We start from the raw sequence: 21,163 nt of genomic DNA, 5'->3' as shown, positions 1-21,163 counted from the left end.
TGCTAGCTCCGATCACCGTGCGGTCGTGGCCGGGAAATCACGATCGACCCCCGTCGCCAAATCGTCGCACGTGACGCACACCATATCGTTTCTGCCGGTCAAATAGGTGCGGGCGCCGGAATCTCCTGAGGCCGATCCAGAAATGGCGTTCCAGTGCTTGTGGGCGATGACAACAGGGTGGCCGGGTGTGTCGTGGAACACGGCGCGGGCCAAGCCGCTGGGGGCCGCGAGCGCGGCGGCGAGCACTCGGGCGACCACGTCGGCGCCGATATCGGGGGTGTCGACCGGCATGATCGCGGCGTAGCGCGCCGGGGTGCTCGCCGCGGCGATCAGGCCCGCCCGCAGCGATGCGCTCAGCCCGGTCGCCCAGTCCGCCGCCCACACGTGCCGCACGTCCGACGGCAGATCGACGATCCGCGGCGTGGGGCCGGTCGCGCCGAGCACCACGATCACCGGGTCGCAACCGCCGTCGCGCAGCGCGGCGACCGTGGCCCGCAGCCAGGCGCCGTCCTCGGCGAGCACTTTGGGTTTTCCGTAGCGGGTTCCGGCGCCGGCGGCGAGCACGACGCCGGCGCATGGTGCGACAGCGGAGCGATCAGGGTCGGCCATGCATAAAAGGTAATACCGGCAGGTCTGCGTCGCACGAGGGGAAACCGGTGCTCAGGCGTGGTCCCGGAGCGACACGCCGAAGCTGATCCCTCCGCTTCCGGTGGCGGCTCGTCCGGTCGTACTCGATGCTGGTCCGATGACGGATCAGCGACGCGGTATCGCGGCGTTCGACGCGCTGTCCGACGACGCGGCCTACCGGGCGGTGCTCGGTTGCTGCTCGTCGCCGGGCTTCGCGCGGTCGCTGGTCGCGGGCCGTCCGTACCGCAGCGTCGAGGCGCTGCTCGAGGCGGCGGACGAAGCGTTGGCGCGGTTGCCGGAGTCCGAGCTCGACCTGGCGCTGGCGGGTCATCCCAGAATCGGCGAGCGACCGCGCTCCGCCGCGTCGACGCGGGAGCAGGCCGGGGTGGCGGGTGCGGCCGACGCGGTACGCGCGGCGCTCGCCGAAGGCAACCGTGCCTACGAGGAACGGTTCGGGCACATCTATCTGGTGTGTGCGAGCGGAAAGACGGGCGAGGAGCTGCTCGCGCTGCTCAACGCCCGGTTACGCAATGATCCCGAGACCGAAAGGCAGGTCGTGCGAACAGAATTGGGCAAGATCAATCGGATCCGGCTGCGCGCGCTGCTGGTGGGGCGGTCGTGAGCACGCTGAGCACGCATGTGCTCGACGCGGTGCGCGGCGTGCCCGCCGCGGGCGTCACGGTGACGTTGTACCAACAGAACCGCCAGCTCGATTCGGGCGAAACGGGCGCGGACGGGCGGATCAGGGCATTGGGCGAAGCGCTCGAATCCGGAACCTATCGGCTGGTGTTCGACACCGGCGCCTACTTCGCCGGCCAAGGGGTGGAAACCTTCTATCCCGAGGTGAGCATCGTGTTCACCGTGACCGAGGAACGGCGCTATCACGTCCCGTTGCTGTTGTCGCCCTTCGCCTTTTCCACCTATCGAGGGAGCTGAGCATGAAACTGACCGGACCCATCGTGCTGACCGACCATCGATACGGCAAGGCGGAGAATCGGATCGTGCGCATCCACCGGCAGAGCGCACGCCACGAGATCCGCGACGTGAACGTATCCACGGTGCTGCGCGGCGATTTCGCCGACGCGTACGTCGCGGGCGACCAAGCGAAGGTCCTGCCCACCGACTCGCAGAAGCAGACGGCCTACGCCTTCGCGAAGCGTCCCGGGCTGCGGGCTGTCGAGGACTACGCGCTCGCGCTGGCCGATCATTTCGTCGCCGAGATCGAACCGGTGCGCAGCGCGCGGATCGAGGTCGACGAATACGCCTGGCAGCGCGTCACGGTCGGCGGTGTGGAACACGATCACACCTGGGTGCGGCAGGGTCCGGAAGTGCGCACGGCCGCGGTCACCGTAACCGGGAAAGGCGCCGAGCGGCGGGCCTGGGTCGTCGGCGGGGTGAAGGACCTGACCATTCTGAAGTCGACCGGCTCGGAGTTCGCCGACTTCCTGACCGACGAGTTCACCGTGCTCGCGCCGACGCGCGATCGGATGCTGGCCACCTCGCTGATCGCCGAGTGGCGCTTCGCGAGCAGCGAGGGCGTCGACTGGGACGAGGTCTACACCGGCGTGCGGGCGCGATTGGTGGAGACCTTCGCGACCGTGCATTCGAAGGCGTTGCAGCAGACGCTGTTCGAAATGGGCAAGGCCGCGCTGGGGGCGTTCCCGGTGCTGGCCGAGATCCGGCTCGCGGCGCCGAACAAGCACCACTTCGACTACGATCTCGGCCGCTTCGGCATCGAGAACCACGGCGAGGTCTACCACGCCGACGACCGTCCCTACGGGCTGATCCACGCCACCGTGGCGCGGGCCGACGCGCCGGAAGCGGGCCCCGCGTGGACCAGGTGACCGTCATCGCGGACTGTGCCGTCGCGACCGTCGACGCCAACGGCACCGAGTACGCCCGCGGGCACGTCGTCGTGCGCGGCAACCGGATCGACGCGGTCGGCGCGGGCGATCCGCCGGAGCTCGGCCCGGGTGCGCGGCGCGTCGACGGGCGCGGCTGCCTGCTCACACCCGGGTTGGTGAACGCCCATCACCACCTCTACCAATGGATCACCCGCGGCCTGGCCACCGACCACACGCTGTTCGAATGGCTCACCGCCCTGTACCCGGTCTGGGCAGGCATCGACGAGGACGGGGTGCGCGTGGCGGCCACGGGTGCGCTCGCCGCCCTCGCGCGCACCGGGTGCACCACCACCACCGATCACCACTACGTGTTCCCGCGCGACGGCGGTGACCCGCTGGCCGCCGAGATCACCGCGGCGGCGCGGGTGGGCCTGCGGTTCCATCCCTGTCGCGGCTCGATGGATCTGGGCGCGAGCTCGGGCGGCCTGCCGCCCGATCACCTGGTGGAACGCCTGGACGACATCCTCGCCGCGAGCGCGGAGGCCGTCGCGCGGTGGCACGACCCGTCGTCCGACGCCATGCTGCGGATCGCGCTGGCGCCGTGCTCGCCCTTCTCGGTGACGCCGGACCTGCTGCGCGAGTCGGCGGCGCTGGCCCGCGACACCGGGGTCCGGCTGCACACCCACCTCGCCGAGACCGTCGACGAGCAGGACTACTGTCTGGCGACTTTCGGCTGTACGCCCGCGCAGTACATGCAGCGGCTGGACTGGTTCGGTCCCGATGTCTGGTACGCCCACGCCGTCCACCTGGACGACGGCGCTGTCCGCGCCATGGCGCGGACCGGTACCGGCGTGGCGCACTGCCCCACGTCGAACGCGCGGCTCGGCGCGGGCGTCGCTCGCATCGTCGATCTGGTAGGCGCGGGCGTCCCGGTTGGACTCGGCGTCGACGGGGCGGCCAGCAACGAGGCCGGTTCGATGATCGAGGAGCCGCGTCATGCCTTGCTGTGGGCGCGCAACCGGGGTGGACCGCATGCGATGACCGTGCGCACCGCGCTGGAACTGGCCACCATGGGCGGCGCGCGGGTGCTGGGCCGCGCCGCCGACATCGGTTCGATCGAGGTGGGCAAGCTGGCGGATCTGGCGCTGTGGCGGCTGGACACCGTCGCGCACGCCGGGATCGCGGATCCGGTGACCGCCCTGGTGCTCGGCTCGCCCCCGCCGCTGGCGGCGCTGCTGGTGAACGGGCGCGAGGTGGTGCGTGACGGCGAGGTCAGGACGGTCGACACGGAGGTGGTGGCGGCCGAGGTCGCGCGGGCGCAGGCGACGTTGCTCGCGAAGGCCGGTTGAACGACTCGCGCTGATCGGGCGTCGGTGATGCCGCCGGGAGGGGGTGCGGTGGCCGTATGGCCCGTGCTGGTCGAGGCCGGTGCTGTGGATGGTCGGGACAGCTCGTCGCCGAGAATCGCCGCGCTGATCTGGGCGAGGTGTCGTGCCTGGTCAGGCGGGACGAGCAATACTGAAGCAGGGTCGGCTCGGACGGGCCGACGAGGCGGAGGCGTGGTGTCGTGGACGGCCTGCCCGCACAGCCTGCGGGCGGGGCGGTTCCCGGGCGTGGGCGGCCGTCGTGCGGCGCGGTAACGGCCGCGCAATCTGCGGTGGGTCGCGCGCAATATGGCGGCAACCGACTGGCTCTACGGTGACGGAGAGGCAGGAACGAGGTGAGACGTGGACCTGGACACGATCCGCGAGGTGGTGATCGCTCGGGAGCGAGAAGACCTGGCCGTGCTCGGTGCTTCCACCGCGGTGCTCGCCGGAGGGACCTTCCTGTTCTCCGAGCCGCAGGACCAGCTGCTGCGTCTGGTCGACATCACCGGCCTGGGGTGGCCCGCGTTGGAGATCGTGGACGGCGGGCTGGACATCGCCGCGACCTGCACCCTGGCCGAGTTCGCCGGCGCCGCGCCGGGCCGTGAGCTGGGGACGGGGGTGCTGCGCGACCAGTGGCCGGGGACGGCGCTGTTCGCCAGCTCCTGCCGGGCGCTGCTGGCCTCGCACAAGATCTGGCGCACCGCGACCGTCGGGGGCAACGTCTGCCTCGCGCTGCCCGCGGGAGCGGTGCTCGGCGCGCTGGTGGCGCTGGACGGAACGGCACTCGTGTGGGCCCAGGACGGCGCCGATCGGGAAATCCCGATGCGGGAGTTCGTCGTCGGTCCCGGACGTACGGTGCTGCGGCCCGGGGAAGTGCTGCGCTCGATCCGCTTGCCGCGCTCGAGTTTGCTGGCGCGCACCAGTTTTCGGAAGATCGCGCTCGCCCCGCTTGGCCGGTCCGGCGCCGTCGTGATGGGGCGGCGAGAAGGAAGTGGCCGTAGCGCGGTCACCATTACGGCCGCCACGATCAGACCCGTCGTGCTGGACTTCGCCGCACCGCCCGCCGAGGGCGAGATACGCGATGCCGTGGACACTGTCGATCCGGCCCTGTGGTTCGACGATCCGCACGGGTCGCCGGAGTGGCGCAGGCATGTCGCGGGGGTGCTCGCCGGCGAGGTCGCGGCGGAACTGCGGGGATGCTGATGCGATTCGAAGTGGACGGCAGGACCGTCGACATCGCGGCGCGGCCTGGGCAGTGCCTGCGGACGGCGCTGCGGGACAGCGGCAGTCTGGCGGTGAAGAAGGGCTGTGACACGGGCGATTGCGGGGCCTGCTCGGTGCTGGTCGACGGAATGGCGGTGCACTCCTGCGTCTTTCCCGCCTATCGCGCCGCCGGACGGTCCGTCACCACCGCCGCCGGGCTGGGAACGCCCGAGCACCCGCATCCGGTGCAGCGCCGGTTCGTCGCCGACGCGGCGTTCCAGTGCGGGTTCTGCACCGCGGGCATGGTGGTCACGGCCGCGGGGCTCGGATGTGCCGCGGACGAGCAGGCCGGCGTTCCGGGCGAGGAACTCGCCGAGTTGATGAAGGGCAACCTCTGCCGCTGCACGGGTTACCGCGCCATCCGCGCCGCGCTCGGCGAGCAGCTCACCCCGGACGATCCCGCCGCCGTCGCGCCCGATCCGGACGCGGCGATCGCCGGAGCGGGCGCCCCGGCCGGGCCGCGCATCGTCTCCGGACGCGAGCCGTACACCTTCGACTGGCCGCGACCGGGCGACGCCGACAACGCGCCACCGGCCGCCCCGCTGCACATCGCGGTGCTGCGGAGTCCGCACCCCCACGCGCGGATCCGTTCCATCGGCACCGCCGCCGCCGAAGCGCTGCCGGGCGTGCACGCCGTGCTCACCCATGCCGACGCACCGGACGTGCCGTTCTCCACCGCGCGTCACGAACTGCGCACCGACGACCCCGACGACACCTACGTGCTGGACCGGACGGTGCGGTTCGTGGGGCAGCGGGTGGCGGCGGTGGTGGCCGACAGCGTCGCGATCGCCCGCGAAGGTTGCCGTCTGCTCGAGGTCGACTACGAGGTCCTGCCCGCGGTGTTCGACCCGCAGGAAGCGCTACGCGCCGACGCGCCGAAGCTGCACGGGGACAAGCCTGCCTCGGCCCGGATCGCCGATCCGGAACGCAACCTGGTCGCCGAGTTGCACGGCGAGGTGGGCGATGTCGCGGCGGGCCTGGCCGCCGCCGCCCAGGTCGTGCGCGGGGTCTGGCACTCGCCGCGCGGGCAGCACGTGCACCTGGAGACGCACGGTGGGGTCGGCTGGCTGGACGACGCCGGACGGCTGGTCATCCGGTGCAGCACCCAGGTTCCGTTCCTCGTCCGCGACGAACTGTGCCGCCTGTTCGGCCGGTCGGCCGCACAGGTGCGGGTGTTCACGGCCAGGGTGGGCGGCGGGTTCGGCGCGAAACAGGAGCTGCTGGCCGAGGACCTGATCGCCCTGGCCGTGCTGCGCACCGGTCGGCCGGTGCAGTACGAGTACACCCGTTCCGAGGAGTTCACCGCCGCGACCTGCCGCCATCCGATGCGGGTGGAGGTGACCGCAGGCGCCGACGCGCGCGGTGTGCTGACCGCCTTGGCCGTCGACGTGCTCGCCGACACCGGCGCCTACGGCAATCACAGCGGCGGGGTGATGTATCACGGCGTCGCCGAGTCGGTGGAGCTGTACCGCTGCGCCAACAAGCGGGTCGACGCGCAGGCGGTGTACACCAACAACATTCCCTCCGGCGCGTTCCGCGGATACGGTCTCGGACAAGTGATCTTCGCGGTGGAGTCGGCTCTGGACGAGCTCGCGCACGCGCTCGGCATGGACCCGTTCGAACTGCGTCGCCGCAATGCCGTGGTGCCCGGCGACCGGTTCGTCGGCGCCGCGGTGAACGAGAGCGATCTCATGTTCGGCAGCTACGGCCTGGACCAGTGCCTCGACCTCGCCGAACGCGCGCTGCTGCGCGGCAACGACGTGCACGCGCCCGGCCCGCAGTGGCGGGTCGGCACCGGCATGGCCGCGGCGATGATCGCGACCGTTCCGCCGCGCGGTCACCGGTCCACCGCGACGGCCACTCTGCTGCCCGATGGCCGCTACGAGATCCGTTCCGGCACGGCGGAGTTCGGCAACGGTACGACAACGGTGCACGCGCAGCTCGCGGCGACCGCGCTGGACACCGAGGTCGACCGCATCGTGGTCCGGCACGGCGACACCGACCTGGTCGATCACGACACCGGCGCGTTCGGTTCCACCGGCATCGTGGTCGCGGGCAAGGCCGTGTACGCGGCGGCGTGCGCGCTGCGCGGGCTCCTGCTGGCCAGGGCGGCGGAGCTGACGGGCGTCGCGGAGCGGGAGTGCGTGCTGAATTCCGGCGGCGTTCACTGCGGCGACCGGCTGCTCACCGCGGCCGATCTGCTGACCGGCGGTGATCTCACCGCCCGCGCGGAGCACGACGGCAGCCCCAGATCGGTGAGCTTCAACGTGCACGCGTTCCGCGTCGCCGTGCACCCCGACACGGGCGCGGTGCGCATCCTCCAGTCGATCCAGGCCGCCGACGCGGGCACGGTGCTCAACCCGGTGCAGTGCCGCGGGCAGGTCGAGGGCGGCGCGGCGCAGGCCATCGGCACGGCGCTGTACGAGGACATGCGCAGCGCGCACGGGGTGGTGGGTGCGCAGACCCTGCGGCACTACCACATACCGCAGTTCGCCGACGTGCCGCGCACGGAGGTCTACTTCGCCGAGACGTCCGACGCGCTCGGCCCGCTGGGCGCCAAGTCGATGAGCGAATCGCCGTACAACCCGGTCGCACCCGCGCTGGCCAACGCGATCCGCGACGCGATCGGCGTTCGGCTGTACCGGCTGCCGATGACCGCGGACCGGGTCTGGGCCGCGCTGCGGGACAAGGAGGCACGATGACGAAGCTGCCGGAGAACGTCCGCGCCCGGGTCGAGGCCCTGCTCGACGAGGTCGACACCGAGTTGCGCCGCCGGTATCCCGGCTCGAACGGCCGCTCCCAACCGATCCACACCGTGTACGTCCCGGCCGACCGGGTCGCCGAGGAGACTCCCGAGGAATGGGGCGCGACCGCGGTGGAACTGCTCGACCGCCACCACGACCTGCTGGCCACCCTGGACGAGACCGATTCGCTGCCCGACGTGCGCAAGCGGCTGGAAGCCGACCCGGTCCAGGATCTGCGTATCGACTTCGAGGACGGCTACGGCCTGCGCGCCGACGCCGAGGAGGACCGCGCGGCCACGGCGGCGGGCGCGGTGCTGGCGGCCTGGGCGCGGCGCCCGGGAGGCCCGGCCGGCAGCGGCATCCGGATGAAGGGTTTGGGCGGCGGCGAGCGGCGGCGGGCGCTGCGCACGCTCGACCTCGTGCTGGAGGGCGCGGGTGGCGTGCCCGATGGATTCGTCTTCACCGTGCCGAAAATTCGTGCCGTGCAGCAGGTTACGGCTCTGGTGCAGCTGTGCGTGGGCCTGGAACGCGGGTACGGCATCGCCGAGGGCAGCCTGCGCTTCGAGTTGCAGATCGAGAGCCCGCAGGCGATCCTGGCCGCGGATGGCGCCGCGCCGGTGGCCGCCATGCTCACTCGTTCCGAAGGACGTTGCAGCGCATTGCATTTCGGTACCTACGACTACACCGCCGCGTGCGGTGTCGCCGCACCGGATCAGGCGCTCGACCATCCGGCTGCCGACTACGCCAAGGCGGTGATGCAGGTCGCGGCCGCGCAGACCGGGGTGTGGGTGTGCGACGGTTCCACCCAGATCGTGCCCGACGCCGATCCGGAGGCCGCGCTGCGCAACCACCACCGGTTGGTCGCCCGGGCGTTGCGGCGCGGGTACTACCAGGGCTGGGACATGCATCCGGGTCACCTGGTCACCCGCTGGCTGGCCACCTACGACTTCTTCCGCCGGGCGATCGACGTCGCGGTGCCGCGCCTGCGGGACTACCTCGCGCGGCGCGGCGGCGACATCATCGACGAGCCCGCCACCGCGGAAGCGCTGGCCGTAACCGTCCTGCGCGGCATCGATTGCGGGGCCCGCCCGGACGCGGGCGCCGCGGAACTCACCGAAACGGTTCTGCGGGCACTGGCGGCACGCGCGCCGATACCGGAGGCGCCGTGATCGGCCATCCGGACGGGACGACCCCGCACGACACAGGAGACGCGATGCGCGACCGGGGCGACGACGAAGAGTTCTTGCTGCTGCCCGATCTGGCGGTCCGGCCGCTCGGCGGCGCGGTGATCTGGGCGAACGACGATTTCTTCGCGGAGAAGGAGAATTTGATCAACCCGGGGCCCGCCCGATACCGGCCGTCCGACTTCGGGCACAAAGGGCAGATCTACGACGGCTGGGAGACTCGTCGGCACCGCGGGCAGCCCGGCGACGACTCCGCGATCGTGCGGCTGGGGGTGCCGGGCGTGATCCGCGGGATCGTGGTGGACACGGCGTGGTTCAAGGGCAACTACCCGCCCGCCGTCTCGGTGTCCGCGCTGGAGATCGAGGACTATCCGCCCGCGGAAACCATCGCCGCGCGCGACGATTGGGTGATGCTGGTCGATCGCTCGCCGGTAACGGGCGACAGCCGCAACTTGTTCGCCGTCGAGAACGAGAAGCGCTGGACCCACGTGAAGCTCACCATGCACCCCGACGGTGGCGTGGCGAGATTGCGGGTGCACGGCGAGGGACGACCCGATCCGCGCCTGCTCGGCCTCGGCCCCTTGGATCTGGCCGCGTTGGAGAACGGCGCGCTGGTGCTGGACTGCTCCAATCGCTTCTACAGTTCGCCGAACCAGTTGCTGTACCCGGGCCGGGCGCGCTCCATGGGTGAGGGCTGGGAGACCGCACGCCGTCGGGACGACGGCAACGACTGGGTGCGCATCCGCCTGGCCGGACCTGGACTGATCCGGCTCGCCGAGCTGGACACGTCCTACTTCCTCGGCAACAGTCCTGGCGCGGCCCGGCTGACCGGGCGCACCAACGACGGCACCGAGCTGGAGCTGTTGCCGCGCACAGCACTGCAACCCGACACCAGGCACCGGTTCCCGATCGCGCCGATGGCCGCCTCGGTGGAAGAGGTGCGCTTGGACATCTATCCGGATGGCGGCATGGCGCGGCTGCGGCTGTACGGCGAGCTCGGCGCATGAGGGATTTCGTCGGCTATGGCCCGCGTCCGCCGGACCCGAAGTGGCCGGGGGAGGCGCGAATCGCGGTCCAGTTCGTGCTCAACTACGAAGAGGGCGGCGAGAACAACGTTCTCGACGGTGACGAGTTCTCCGAGACGTTCCTGTCGGAAATGACTCCCGCCGAGGCATTTCCGAACCGCCATATGAGCATGGAGTCGCTCTACGAGTACGGCTCGCGTGCCGGCCTGTGGCGGGTGCTGCGCGTCTTCGAAAGACGCGGGTTGCCGTTGACGATCTTCGCCGTAGCCCGTGCCATGCAGCGCAACCCGGAGGCGGTGGCGGCCTTCCGCGAACTGGGCCACGAGATCGCCTGCCACGGCTTGCGCTGGAAGTCCTATCAGCTCACCGACCGCGACACCGAGCGCGCGCACATGGCCGAGGCGGTGCGCATCTTGACCGAACTGACCGGCTCGGCACCGCTGGGCTGGTACACCGGCCGCGATTCGCCGAACACCAGGGAGCTGGTGGTCGAGCACGGCGGCTTCGTCTACGACGCCGATTCCTACGCCGACGACCTGCCCTATTGGGTGCGCGTGCACGACCACGACCACTTGGTCGTGCCCTACACCTTGGACACCAACGACATGCGATTCGCCTCACCCGCCGGTTTCCCCACCGGCGAGCAATTCTTCGCGCACGTCCGAGACGCCTTCGACGTGCTCTACCGCGAGGGGGCGGAGGGCGCCCCCAAGATGCTGTCCATCGGCCTGCACTGCCGCCTCATCGGCCGCCCCGCCCGCACCGCCGCCTTGGAACGCCTACTCGACCACATCCAGTCCTACGACCAGGTCTGGATCACCCGCCGCATCGACATCGCCCGCCACTGGCACGCGGTCCACCCCCCGCCCGCGTCGTCCTGAACGGCCGAACCGGCAAGCCGGATCGCCGACAGCAATCGACTTTCCGCTACGCCGGAGGCTGAGCCGTGCGCGGAGACAGCGCGACCCCTGAAAAGTGCGGTCTGTGTCGGGCATTCGGTGATTCGTAGGCTTCGTGGCGTCAGGGGTCAAGTGCTGAACCTGGTCCTCGCCGACCGCGGCCACCGCACCCGCCGCGATCGCCGAGACGCCCAGCACGGGTTCCTCCTCCGGCTCCGGCAAAACGGTGAACAACCTGATCTGCTCCATCCGCAGCTACCTCGGCATGGGCGGCTGCGTCTACCTCCCCTGACCCGCCCACGAGTGGCACATGGCTGGGCGAAACGCGAGAAGACGCTCGCTGATGTGCCACTCGTCGCACTGGTCGGGTGGGTGTCAGGGGGCGGCGCGGTGTTCGCGGGGACGTAGGTGGCGGGTGAGGGTAGTGAGGGCGTCGAGTACCTCGCGTACGGCGGCCGGGTCGTTGTCGGGCAGCGCCGCCGCGACCGCTTCGTCCACGGGTGTCGCTCGCACTTCGGCGACTCGCGGGGAGGCTTGGTCGGCCGCGCGGATCAGGGTGCGCCTGCGGTCGCGTGGGTCGACCGTGGAGGTGACCGCGCCGGTTTCCTTGAGCCGGGCGACGGCGGTGGATACCGCGCTTTGCGGTAGTCCGGTGCGGGTGGCGATTTCGCCAACGGTGCTGTCCGGGTGCTCGAGGATGTCGCTCGACACGACGAGCACGGGGCGGTGCCCGCCGCCGAGTCCGGCCGCCGGCAACGCCTCCTCGCCGATCTTCATCAATGCCCGGCCCAGCAGGAACAGTTCGACTCCGTCCACGACGAGGATTTTACATCAAACTAGATGCATCAGAGTTGATGTATCTAAATTGATGGATTATCGTGGTCGGCATGAACACGATTTCCACCGGCACTCTCGAAGTCCCCGGCGCCGACCTGTACTACGAAGTTCGCGGCAGCGGCCCGATGCTGCTGATCGGGCAGAGCGGAGAGGGGGACGCGCGGCGCGGCGAAGATCTGGTCGGTCATCTGGAGCGGCGTTTCACCGTCGTCACCTACGACCGCCGCGGCCTGTCCCGCAGCATCATTCGCGATCCCGGTGTGCCCGCCTCGGTCGCGACGCACGCCGACGATGTCAACCGCCTGCTCTCGACGTTGACCGACGAGCCCGTGGCAATGCTGGGTTGCAGCATGGGCGCGGCCATCGGACTGCATCTGGCGGTCGAGCACCCGGGCCGGCTGCACACTCTCATCGCGCACGAGCCCGTCACGCCGTGGCTGCTCGCCGCCGCCGACCGCGCCACCCAAATGGGCGAACTCGAACACTGCGAGCAGGTGTTCGCCGAGCTCGGCTGGCAGGCGGCACTCGCTCCGATGGTGCGGACGCTGGGGATCGATCCGAACAGCCAGGATCGCGAACCCGGCGTGACCGCACCGCCGCTCGGTCCCGAGCGCGCCGCGAATTTCGAATACTTCCTCGGGCACGACTTCGCCGCGATCCGCGCCGACCACCTCGACGTCGCGGCCTTGCTGCACTCGCCGGTGCGCATCGTCCCGGCCTGCGGGCGCACCACCCCGCAGCATGTCTTCGATTGCAAGGCCGCCCACGAGCTGGCGGCACTGCGCGGCGTGTCGGTGGTGGAATTTCCCGGCGGGCACAACGGGAATCTGACGCATCCGGCGGGATGGGATGCGCGCATTCGCGTAATCCTCGCGGAAGAGGGGTGTTGCCGTTAGGCGACAGACACGCGAGACCGGGTTCGTGCTGGTTGTCTTAGGCGTAGGCCGCGCACATCACGAGCGATTATGTGCCGAGTGACAGGAGCGCTATGATGTGCACGCAATCCGCATCGGGCGCGCCACCGGCGAGCCCGATGCGATTCTCATCGATTGATGTGATGACCCGGTCGGTAGCTCGTGCGCGGGTCGAACGCCGTGTCGAGTACCGAAATCGCTGAACGTTATCAGCCCGTCTGGCGAACATCCGTTCGCAAAGCCGACTGCTTGGTCTGCATAACGGACTCATCGCCACCAGATGAAGACATCGCAACCGCGCACGGATTCAGGCGCGTTGCTCCTGCGCCGCGTAATCTGCTCAACTTGAACCTATTAGATGCTGTTGCTATCCGATATCTTCGACTTCTATGAATGACATTGCCGCGGAACAGCATCTGGCCGCGGAGCAGCGTGCCCGGGTGCTGATCGACTCTCAGCTCGCCGCCGCGGGCTGGGTGGTTCAAGACCGGCGTGCCCTCAACCTGTTCGCTGCGCAGGGGGTCGCGGTGCGCGAGGCCGTTATGGCGCGGGGGCACGGCCGCGCGGACTATCTGCTTTACGTTGGCAAGAAGGCGGTCGGCGTCATCGAGGCCAAACCTACTGGGACGCCCTTGTCCGGGGTGGAGTGGCAGTCGGCGATGTACGCCGAGGGACTGCCGCCGGAGGTTCGATTGAAGGCGCTGACGGTCGACGGCCGATTACCGTTCGTCTTCGAGTCGAGTGGCACCGAACTCCACTTCACCAATGGATACGACCCCGAACCCCGCTCTCGCGCGCTCTTCCACTTCCCCAAGCCTGCGACGCTGGCGCGGGTTCTGAGAGACGCTGAGGCTTGCCGCGAAGCACCCACTTGGCGGGGTAAGGTTCGCTCGCTTCCCGAGTTGGATACGTCGCGTTTGCGACCGGCGCAGATCGAGGCGATCCGAGGCGTCGAGCGGAGTTTGGCGCAGCAGCGTTACAAGCGCAGTCTGGTGCAGATGGCCACGGGAGCGGGGAAGACGTACACAGCGGTGACGCAGTCATACCGACTGCTCAAGTACGGTGGGTTCGTCCGTATCCTGTTCCTGGTCGATCGCAACAATCTCGCTGACCAGACCCTTGCGGAGTTCCAGAACTACCGCACGCCCGGCGACGGCCGCCGGTTTACCGAGATATATAATGTCGACAAGCTCACCAAGGCCGGGTTACTGGGATCATCCAATGTGGTCGTCTCGACCATCCAGCGGGTGTTTAAATTCCTGCGTGGTGAAGAAGTTACCGATGTCGATGACCCCAGCCTGGACGACTACATCCCCGATGCACCCGTAACTGTTTCATACAACGGGGAACTGCCGCCGGAGACATTCGATCTCATCATCGTCGACGAAGCGCATCGTTCGATCTATGGTGTGTGGCAGGGAGTTCTGCGTTACTTCGACGCACATATTGTGGGCCTGACCGCAACGCCAGGGAAGCAGACGTTCGGATTCTTCGAACAGAACCTCGTCTCGGAGTATACGTACCCCCAGTCTGTGGCCGATTCCGTGAACGTCGATTTCGAAATCTATCGGATTCGCACTGAGATCAGTGAGCAGGGCTCCCACATCGAAGCCGGAACAGTGGTGCCAAAGGTTGATCGGCGTACCCGTGCGGAAAGGCTCGAAGCACTCGATGACGATGTAGATTACACCGCCCGCCAGCTCGATCGTGCCGTCACCAGCAAGTCGCAGATCCGCACCGTGCTGGAAACATTCCGGGACAGGCTGTTCACCGAGATCTTCCCGGGTCGTACGACAGTGCCCAAGACGTTGATCTTCGCCAAGGATGATGCCCACGCTGAGGAGATCGTGACGATTGTCCGAGAGGTATTCGGCAAGGGGAATGATTTCGCCGCGAAGATAACCTACAGTACCCGCGACGCGAAGGGGCACTTACGAGCGTTCCGCACCAGCCAATTTCTGCGTATCGCTGTCACGGTCGACATGATCGCTACCGGCACCGACGTGAAGCCGCTCGAATGCGTGTTCTTCATGCGTGATGTGCGATCGGCGCAGTACTTCGAGCAGATGAAGGGTCGTGGCGCTCGGACAATCTCGACTGCGGACTACCGGGCAGTGACCCCAGATGCCACCGCTAAGACTCGCTTCGTGATCGTTGATGCCATCGGAGTCACCGAACACGTCTTCGTCGAACCGCCCTTGAATCGCGACCGCAAGGCGTCGCTGAAGAAACTCCTGGACAAAGCAGCCGCGCTTACTCTCACCGAGGACGAGACCGCAACTCTCGCCGCTCGCCTCGCCAAACTCGAACTCGATCTGACCGATGCAGAACGGACCGAACTCGACGAGGTTGCTGGTGGAACGGTGCGCGACATCGTCCGCGGACTGGTGGACGCAGTCAATCCTGACATCCAGGCCGAGGCGATTGAGAACGGCATGGCAGTGTCGGACCTGTTGGACCGCGCGATCGAGCCGATCGCCGCCAACCCCGAGTTGCGCAACCGCATACTCGAACTCCGCCGCGCGCATGATCGGATCATCGACGAGGTGAGTCGAGACGTGCTGCTCGACGCGCACGGCGTCGTCGACACCTCTCGTGCCCGCTCGGTTGTCGAATCTTGGCGCGCGTACCTAGACGAACATCGCGACGAGATCACCGCCATCCAGTTGCTGTCCGAAGCCCGCGACCGCCGCGCATCCTTCCGAGACATTCAGGAACTCGCCGACCGCATCGCCCGTCCACCGCACAACTGGACACCCGACATCATCTGGAACGCGTACAGCGCGCTGGAAGTCCGCGTCGGCGACGGTGCGCGCAGCAGCCACCGCACCCTGACCGACCTGGTCTCCCTGGTCCGCTACACCGTCGGCGTCGACGACGAACTCGTCCCCTACGCTGATCGGGTTCGGCAGCGGTACGCCGGGTGGCTCGCTCAGCAGGAGCAAGCCGGAGTTGTGTTCAACGAAACGGAAAGGTGGTGGCTGGACCGCATGGTGTCGGTGATAGCAGCCTCGGCGGGGATCTCCCCAGAAGACCTTGACGACGCTCCATTCACCGAACGAGGCGGTACCGACGGTGCGTTGCGCGACCTCGGCGATCGCGCCGCCGACCTCATCGACGAGCTGAACACGGAGCTGACAGCGTGAATTGGCCGATTGTTGCGCTGGGCGAGGTGGCAGACACGGCTCTCGGCAAGATGCTCGATAATGGCAAATCTCAAGGGCTGCCGCACGTTCCTTATCTCCGCAACATCAACGTTCAGTGGGGCCGGATCGACACTTCGGACCTCCTAACGATGGAAATGGCAGACGAGGAACGTGAGCGTTTCGCCGTGGAGGAAGGCGATCTTCTTGTGTGCGAGGGCGGCGAAGTTGGACGCTGTGCGATTTGGCACGGTCGTACCGAGTACCTCGCCTACCAGAAAGCGCTTCACCGAGTACGCCCCAGCGCGGCTCTCGATACTCGGTACTTGCGCTACTTGCTCGAATACTATTCACGCAATGGTACTCTCGCGAGCCTGTCGACCGGTTCCGCGATTGCGCACCTTCCTCAACAAAAACTTCGCCAAGTACCTGTTCCGCTTCCATCTCTCGCTGAACAGTATCGTATTGTCCAAGTCCTCGAAGATTACCTCTCCCATATCGACGCGGGCTGCGGATATCTAGCTACAGCGGCATCCCGTACCGAAAGACTGCATGAGCGGCTGCTCAGTTCCGCACTCGAAGACATCAGTTTCTCGCTATGCCCGCTCGCAGGCCTTCTTACAGTACCGCTGGCGAACGGGCGGTCGGTTCCGTCTCTTGAAGGTGGATTCCCGGTCCTGCGTCTCACCGCCCTTCAGGGGGACCGAATCGATCTGAGTGAACGCAAAGATGGCGCGTGGACACAAAATGAAGCCCAGCGTTGGCTGGTGCAGCGCGGCGACTTTTTGATTTCGCGCGGCAATGGAAGCCTTCGCCTAGTTGGTCGGGGTGGTCTCGTCGATCAAACTCCCGATCCAGTTGCGTTCCCCGATACTTTGGTTCGGGCTCGCCCCGATGTCAGCAAAATATCAGCCGAGTATCTCGCGCTTGTGTGGAATTCCCCGATGGTGCGGAAGCAGATCGAGAATATCGCACGAACCACGGCTGGCATATTTAAGGTCAATCAAAGAGACCTCGGAGCCGTGCAACTCCCACTACCCAGCATGGGGGATCAGGTTGCGCTCGTGAAGCGGGTTTACGGCCTCCGCGTAGCAGTTGCTCGACTCGATCGGCATCGGAAGACTGCAATCGCCCACGCAGATGCCCTTCGCCATGCGCTCCTCACTGCCGCCTTCTCGGGCCGACTGTCCGGTCACAACTCGGACTTCGCCGCAGCAGCGGAACTGATCCTCGCGTAACCACCAGCAGGCTCTGGCTGTATTCCATCCTCCGGCGGCCAGCGTGTCGCCTGATCGGCATCTAGTACCTGGGAGACTGTTCAATTATGACCGAGTCCCGCCGCCTTGTAGAAAAACTGTGGTCCTACTGCCACGTCCTGAGGGATGATGGCGTGGGCGTCATCGAGTACACCGAGCAGCTCACCTACCTGCTGTTCTTGAAGATGGCGCACGAGAGAGAAACTCGCAGGCTGAATCCCCAGCGGGTCGTTCCGGCAGAATACTCCTGGCAGAAGCTGTTGGATGCCGAAGGCACCGCGCTCGAGGTGGCTTACACGCAGATTCTGGTGGGTCTGGCGGAGCAGCCCGGCACGCTGGGCACGATCTTTCGCAAGGCACAGAATCGGATTCAGGATCCGGCGAAACTGAAGAGGCTCATCGTCGACCTCATTGATCGGGAGAACTGGTCTGCATCCGGCACCGATCTCAAGGGGGATGCTTACGAGGAGTTGCTTTCCAAGGGTGCTTCCGACAAGGGCTCCGGCGCGGGGCAGTACTTCACCCCGCGCGAGTTGATCACCGGAATCGTCGATGTCATCGACCCGAAGCCCACCGACACCGTTGTTGATCCGGCCTGCGGCACCGGTGGCTTCCTGCTTGTCGCTCACGAACATGCCTCCCGCGGCGCCGAAAACCTCACACCGGCCAAGCGTGCCCATCTGCGTGACGATTTCGCCACCGGGTTCGAGCTGGTCGACGGTACGGCTCGCCTGGCCGCAATGAATTTGTTGCTGCACGGAATCGGCACCCCGAACGGTGATTCCCTCATCGAGGTCCGAGATGCTCTTATCGCCGATCCCGGGCAGAGGTGGAGCATCGTACTGTCGAATCCGCCTTTCGGACGCAAGTCGTCACTGACGATGGTCGGGGCTGATGGGCGGGAGGTCCGGGAGGATCGCGAGATCGAGCGTTCGGATTTTGTTGTCACCACGAGTAATAAGCAGCTCAACTTCCTGCAGCACATCATGACGATCCTCGACATGAACGGCCGTGCCGCCGTTGTGTTGCCCGACAATGTGTTGTTCGAGGGCGGTGCTGGTGAGACCCTGCGGCGGAAGCTGCTGAACGATTTCGACCTGCACACCATCCTGCGGTTGCCGACCGGCATCTTCTACGCCCAGAATGTCAACGCCAACGTGTTGTTCTTCGACAAAAAGCCCGCGGCCGAAGAGCCCTGGACCAGCAGATTGTGGGTGTACGACCTGCGCACCAACCAGCACTTCACCCTCAAGCAGAACCCGCTACGTAGACACCACCTCGATGACTTCGTCTCCGCTTACCTGCCTGGCAAGGACCGCGCCGAGCGTGTCGAGTCGGAGCGCTGGAAGTCGTTCACCTATGACGAAATCTGCGCCCGTGACAAAACCAACCTCAACATCACCTGGCTGCGTGACGACTCGCTCGAAGACAGCGACAACCTGCCGGCACCAGAGATCATCGCCCGCGAGATCGTCGAAGACCTGACCGCCGCCCTTGCCGAGTTCGAGGCGATCGCCTCCGCATTGGAGCCGGGTGCCGCACCTGTAATCTTCAGGGATTGACCATCTCTCGCCACGAGTGGCACAAGCCTGCGGCAAACGCGAGAAGGGCTCTCGCTCATGTGCCACTCGTGGCGGTCGTCCGGAGCTGCTATCCGGCTGGCCGGCTGAACTGTCCGTGTCGAACGGCTGCAGTAAAGGCGTCCCACTCGCCAAGTGTGAAGACTAGGGCCGGGCCAGTGGATTTCTTGGAGTCGCGGATGCCGACATGGGTATTGCCCAGCCAGGCGACCTCGACACATTGGCCCCCGCTCTCGCTGTGGCTGCTTTTGAACCACTTCCCCCCGGATAGGTCGGTCTTCACGCCTCGTAGCTCCTTGCTACCCGCCTCAGCAGGTCTCGCGATCTGGTTTCATCCAGCGACGACGTCCGGATGGCCGCAGCGAGTTCATAGTACTTCCGCACTTCGTCCGTCTTTTCGAGGTAAACGTCCGCACTTGGGCCGCCTTCGAGGAAGACGATCGGCGGCTCTGCAGGTCGTCCCTTGTGATCGACGCCGAAGTCGAGGACAACGAACTGGCCGTGCAGGATGCCCCAAACCATGCCAGCGGTATATGGGTGCACGCGCACGGTGACATTCGGCAGCTTGCTCATCTCGGCCAGATGCCGCAGCTGAGCCGCCATGACTCGCGGACAACCGATGACCCGGTGCAGCGCCGATTCGTGCAGCAAAACCTCCAGCTCGAGGGGGCGAGACTTGCGAGTGACGATCGCCTGCCTCTTCATTCGAAGTTCTACGCGCCGATCGATGTGTTCCGGTGCGTCATCCGCGTAGAACGCGCTGATCACCGCTCGCGCATAGGAGGCCGTTTGCAGTAGCCCTGGAATCTGCTCGTGATAAATGACCAGTCGACGTGCAGACGCCTCGAGTCCGACGTACATATTGAAGGTGTCGGTGAACAGGCCCCCGAAAGCCGTGTACCAGCCCTTGAGTTGCGCTTGTTCGGCGAGTTCCACCGCGCGGCGAGTGTCCGGGGGGTTCACACCGTAGACCTCGCAGAGGGCTTTGACCTCGCGAATCTTCACTTTGGCTACTTGCGCTGTCTCGATGCGGTGCAGTCCGCTCTTGCTCAGTTCGGCCAGCTTCGCGGCTTGGTCGATTGCGAGCCCCTGTCCCTCACGCGTCTCGCGAAGAAACCGCCCAAGCTGTCGCCTGGGCAGGGTTGAGGCCTCGTCTTCCCCAGTCGAGTTCATTGCACCCCCTGCAGATTCGGGATTGATGGAAGGCGGAGTTGGAACGCTCCGCAACCGCGATCTGGGACCGATCCTGCGAGTTGGGACGAGTTCACTTGGGAATCCCAGATCAGCTCGATTCATTGTATCGGGTGATGGTGTGCTGGATCACAGCGTTCGGGTGTCATCCATACCGAAACATCCTGGAACTGCTGGTCATCCGGACGCCCCGAAGTCAATACATCGACGAGGTTCTGGGGGCACCATGGCAGATGCGCGTAGCGCCGTTTCACGGCGGAACGAGGTAGGTGGTAAGCCGAAGGCGATCGGGCTCGTTCGCAATCACGTGTCCGGCGCGGACGCACCACGGCATGCCGATGCAGTGCAGAGGCATGCTCTCGCGCTCGGCTATCAATACATCTACACGGTTCGTCCGCCGGTCGATGTCGATGATCCGATCGGGTACGTGCTCACGATCGCGGGCGGGCTCGAGATCGAAGTGCTCGTTGTTTTCGATCTCGAGCATGTGGACAACCAGCCCGCGTTGGTCTGTGATGCGGGGTTCGATCTGGAAACCGTTTGCCCGCAGTGCACTTGGGTGCGGTCGGCGCAGGCTGGGCCGAGGGTCGGAGCGGGGGCGGCGTGATGAACCGACACGTGATCGTCGCTCCGCCGCGCGTCTGCGCGCCCGCTGATCTCGAACTGGCGCACCAGCAGATGCGGCGTCATCGTGCCTGCCGGATCGAGCAGTGCGCTTGGAAATGGGTCGCCTACTGCACGCTGGTGCAGAGCGGCCGGATCGTGCCGCAGCGGCTCAGCCCGCGAGAGCGGGCTCATCGACGCGGTATCGCTTTCCCTATCGACAACAGCGAGCACGGGCTGGCGCTCGAGGAAGCCCCGAACGTGGCGACCTTTCGGCAAGTGCTCGACGGGCTCGCGCAGTTGGCGCTGTCTCCGGCGGACGCGGACAACGGCGGTGCTGTGGAAGGCGAGCGGCCGTGGGCGTCTGGCATATAGTGCACAGCGTTCTCGCCGTGGTCGGGAGTGGCGCGTTCGCCGCGGTCGGGATCGCGTGTGTCTGGCCGATCGCCCGGCCGCGCCGTCCCGGCCCCACGCGCGGGGCCGCCCGAACCCGTTGTTCGTTGCGGCCGGTGGCCTGGCCTGAGGCGTGGACGTGTAACCGGCCGGGGCGAACATTGACGCTCGCGGACGCTCATCGCGCGATGCAGTTGCATCGTGAACACGACTGTCCCCGCAAACGCGCCGCCTTCGCGGCGTTGATCGCGGCCGGGCGCATCACGCCGGACTCCGCGCGACGGCACGGGCTA

At 67.0% G+C, this 21,163-nt stretch carries 19 protein-coding genes; 14 read left to right on the top strand and 5 right to left on the bottom strand.

What is annotated here, in order from left to right:
• Nucleotides 1-12 precede the first annotated feature (12 nt).
• Nucleotides 13-609, bottom strand: coding sequence for a nucleotidyltransferase family protein (locus ON21_RS27095; RefSeq protein WP_051021389.1), 597 nt, complete (start codon nt 607-609; stop codon nt 13-15).
• Nucleotides 610-745: 136 nt separating this feature from the next.
• Here ON21_RS27095 and uraD point away from each other — a divergent pair, with 136 nt between their 5' ends.
• The 9 genes from uraD to puuE all read left to right on the top strand — a co-directional run bounded on the left by uraD (nt 746) and on the right by puuE (nt 10,935).
• Nucleotides 746-1,249, top strand: coding sequence for a 2-oxo-4-hydroxy-4-carboxy-5-ureidoimidazoline decarboxylase (gene uraD / locus ON21_RS27090; protein WP_039802264.1), 504 nt, complete (start codon nt 746-748; stop codon nt 1,247-1,249).
• Complete coding sequence (uraH, locus tag ON21_RS27085; RefSeq protein ID WP_039802262.1) at nt 1,246-1,563, top strand: hydroxyisourate hydrolase; 318 nt, start codon at nt 1,246-1,248, stop codon at nt 1,561-1,563. Before uraD ends, uraH begins: the two co-directional genes overlap by 4 nt.
• A gap of 2 nt (nt 1,564-1,565) precedes the next feature.
• Complete coding sequence (pucL, locus tag ON21_RS27080) at nt 1,566-2,471, top strand: factor-independent urate hydroxylase (protein WP_039802260.1); 906 nt, start codon at nt 1,566-1,568, stop codon at nt 2,469-2,471.
• The gene (locus ON21_RS27075; RefSeq protein ID WP_039802258.1) at nt 2,459-3,820 is read left to right on the top strand and encodes an 8-oxoguanine deaminase; all 1,362 of its coding nucleotides are present in this window, start codon (nt 2,459-2,461) and stop codon (nt 3,818-3,820) included. The genes pucL and ON21_RS27075 overlap by 13 nt, the downstream gene beginning before the upstream one ends.
• Nucleotides 3,821-4,198: 378 nt before the next feature.
• Nucleotides 4,199-5,041, top strand: a complete 843-nt coding sequence (locus tag ON21_RS27070; protein WP_039802256.1) for an FAD binding domain-containing protein — start codon at nt 4,199-4,201, stop codon at nt 5,039-5,041.
• The gene (locus ON21_RS27065) at nt 5,041-7,803 is read left to right on the top strand and encodes a molybdopterin-dependent oxidoreductase (protein WP_039802392.1); all 2,763 of its coding nucleotides are present in this window, start codon (nt 5,041-5,043) and stop codon (nt 7,801-7,803) included. Before ON21_RS27070 ends, ON21_RS27065 begins: the two co-directional genes overlap by 1 nt.
• Complete coding sequence (locus ON21_RS27060) at nt 7,800-9,014, top strand: DUF6986 family protein (RefSeq protein WP_039802254.1); 1,215 nt, start codon at nt 7,800-7,802, stop codon at nt 9,012-9,014. The genes ON21_RS27065 and ON21_RS27060 overlap by 4 nt, the downstream gene beginning before the upstream one ends.
• Before the next feature lie 44 nt (nt 9,015-9,058).
• Entirely contained in the window at nt 9,059-10,036 is a 978-nt protein-coding gene (alc, locus tag ON21_RS27055; protein ID WP_039802390.1) for an allantoicase, read from the top strand.
• Nucleotides 10,033-10,935: an allantoinase PuuE gene (puuE, locus tag ON21_RS27050; protein ID WP_039802252.1), complete on the top strand. Its 903-nt coding sequence runs from the start codon at nt 10,033-10,035 to the stop codon at nt 10,933-10,935. The genes alc and puuE overlap by 4 nt, the downstream gene beginning before the upstream one ends.
• A 393-nt stretch (nt 10,936-11,328) precedes the next feature.
• On the opposite strand, the gene ON21_RS27045 is transcribed toward puuE, so the two are convergent.
• On the bottom strand, nt 11,329-11,769 hold the full coding sequence (locus tag ON21_RS27045; RefSeq protein WP_039802251.1) for a MarR family winged helix-turn-helix transcriptional regulator: 441 nt from the start codon (nt 11,767-11,769) through the stop codon (nt 11,329-11,331).
• 71 nt (nt 11,770-11,840) lie between these two features.
• Between ON21_RS27045 and ON21_RS27040 the strand changes: the two genes are divergently transcribed.
• The 4 genes from ON21_RS27040 to ON21_RS27030 all read left to right on the top strand — a co-directional run bounded on the left by ON21_RS27040 (nt 11,841) and on the right by ON21_RS27030 (nt 18,665).
• Nucleotides 11,841-12,686, top strand: a complete 846-nt coding sequence (locus ON21_RS27040) for an alpha/beta hydrolase (RefSeq protein WP_039802389.1) — start codon at nt 11,841-11,843, stop codon at nt 12,684-12,686.
• Nucleotides 12,687-13,093: 407 nt separating this feature from the next.
• Nucleotides 13,094-15,850, top strand: a complete 2,757-nt coding sequence (locus ON21_RS27035; RefSeq protein ID WP_039802248.1) for a type I restriction endonuclease subunit R — start codon at nt 13,094-13,096, stop codon at nt 15,848-15,850.
• Nucleotides 15,847-17,085 carry a restriction endonuclease subunit S gene (locus tag ON21_RS37405; protein ID WP_157170983.1) on the top strand — a complete coding sequence of 413 codons (1,239 nt, stop codon included), beginning with the start codon at nt 15,847-15,849 and terminating at the stop codon, nt 17,083-17,085. The genes ON21_RS27035 and ON21_RS37405 overlap by 4 nt, the downstream gene beginning before the upstream one ends.
• A 152-nt stretch (nt 17,086-17,237) precedes the next feature.
• Nucleotides 17,238-18,665: a class I SAM-dependent DNA methyltransferase gene (locus tag ON21_RS27030; protein ID WP_245562746.1), complete on the top strand. Its 1,428-nt coding sequence runs from the start codon at nt 17,238-17,240 to the stop codon at nt 18,663-18,665.
• A gap of 88 nt (nt 18,666-18,753) precedes the next feature.
• Here ON21_RS27030 and ON21_RS37400 read toward each other — a convergent pair whose 3' ends face one another.
• The 3 genes from ON21_RS37400 to ON21_RS38735 all read right to left on the bottom strand — a co-directional run bounded on the left by ON21_RS37400 (nt 18,754) and on the right by ON21_RS38735 (nt 20,361).
• Nucleotides 18,754-18,966, bottom strand: coding sequence for a DUF397 domain-containing protein (locus tag ON21_RS37400; protein ID WP_083880917.1), 213 nt, complete (start codon nt 18,964-18,966; stop codon nt 18,754-18,756).
• Entirely contained in the window at nt 18,963-19,856 is an 894-nt protein-coding gene (locus ON21_RS27025; protein WP_039802244.1) for a helix-turn-helix domain-containing protein, read from the bottom strand. The genes ON21_RS37400 and ON21_RS27025 overlap by 4 nt, the downstream gene beginning before the upstream one ends.
• Before the next feature lie 268 nt (nt 19,857-20,124).
• Entirely contained in the window at nt 20,125-20,361 is a 237-nt protein-coding gene (locus ON21_RS38735; protein ID WP_157170982.1) for a hypothetical protein, read from the bottom strand.
• Between the two features lie 119 nt (nt 20,362-20,480).
• Between ON21_RS38735 and ON21_RS27015 the strand changes: the two genes are divergently transcribed.
• Nucleotides 20,481-20,852, top strand: coding sequence for a hypothetical protein (locus ON21_RS27015; protein WP_039802241.1), 372 nt, complete (start codon nt 20,481-20,483; stop codon nt 20,850-20,852).
• Nucleotides 20,853-21,163: the final 311 nt, after the last annotated feature.

The organism is Nocardia araoensis NBRC 100135 (assembly GCF_000308435.1).
GTDB lineage: Bacteria > Actinomycetota > Actinomycetes > Mycobacteriales > Mycobacteriaceae > Nocardia > Nocardia araoensis.
This window is presented reverse-complemented; position numbering and strand designations above follow the sequence as displayed.

Bases quoted from the DNA above. Each gene is read 5' to 3' on its own strand.
- ON21_RS27095 (WP_051021389.1), bottom strand. From the start codon at position 609: ATGGCCGACCCTGATCGCTCCGCTGTCGCACCATGCGCCGGCGTCGTG.
- uraD (WP_039802264.1), top strand. From the start codon at position 746: ATGACGGATCAGCGACGCGGTATCGCGGCGTTCGACGCGCTGTCCGAC.
- pucL (WP_039802260.1), top strand. From the start codon at position 1,566: ATGAAACTGACCGGACCCATCGTGCTGACCGACCATCGATACGGCAAG.
- ON21_RS27065 (WP_039802392.1), top strand. From the start codon at position 5,041: ATGCGATTCGAAGTGGACGGCAGGACCGTCGACATCGCGGCGCGGCCT.
- ON21_RS27060 (WP_039802254.1), top strand. From the start codon at position 7,800: ATGACGAAGCTGCCGGAGAACGTCCGCGCCCGGGTCGAGGCCCTGCTC.
- alc (WP_039802390.1), top strand. From the start codon at position 9,059: ATGCGCGACCGGGGCGACGACGAAGAGTTCTTGCTGCTGCCCGATCTG.
- puuE (WP_039802252.1), top strand. From the start codon at position 10,033: ATGAGGGATTTCGTCGGCTATGGCCCGCGTCCGCCGGACCCGAAGTGG.
- ON21_RS27040 (WP_039802389.1), top strand. From the start codon at position 11,841: ATGAACACGATTTCCACCGGCACTCTCGAAGTCCCCGGCGCCGACCTG.
- ON21_RS27035 (WP_039802248.1), top strand. From the start codon at position 13,094: ATGAATGACATTGCCGCGGAACAGCATCTGGCCGCGGAGCAGCGTGCC.
- ON21_RS27025 (WP_039802244.1), bottom strand. From the start codon at position 19,856: ATGAACTCGACTGGGGAAGACGAGGCCTCAACCCTGCCCAGGCGACAG.
- ON21_RS38735 (WP_157170982.1), bottom strand. From the start codon at position 20,361: ATGCTCGAGATCGAAAACAACGAGCACTTCGATCTCGAGCCCGCCCGC.
- ON21_RS27015 (WP_039802241.1), top strand. From the start codon at position 20,481: ATGAACCGACACGTGATCGTCGCTCCGCCGCGCGTCTGCGCGCCCGCT.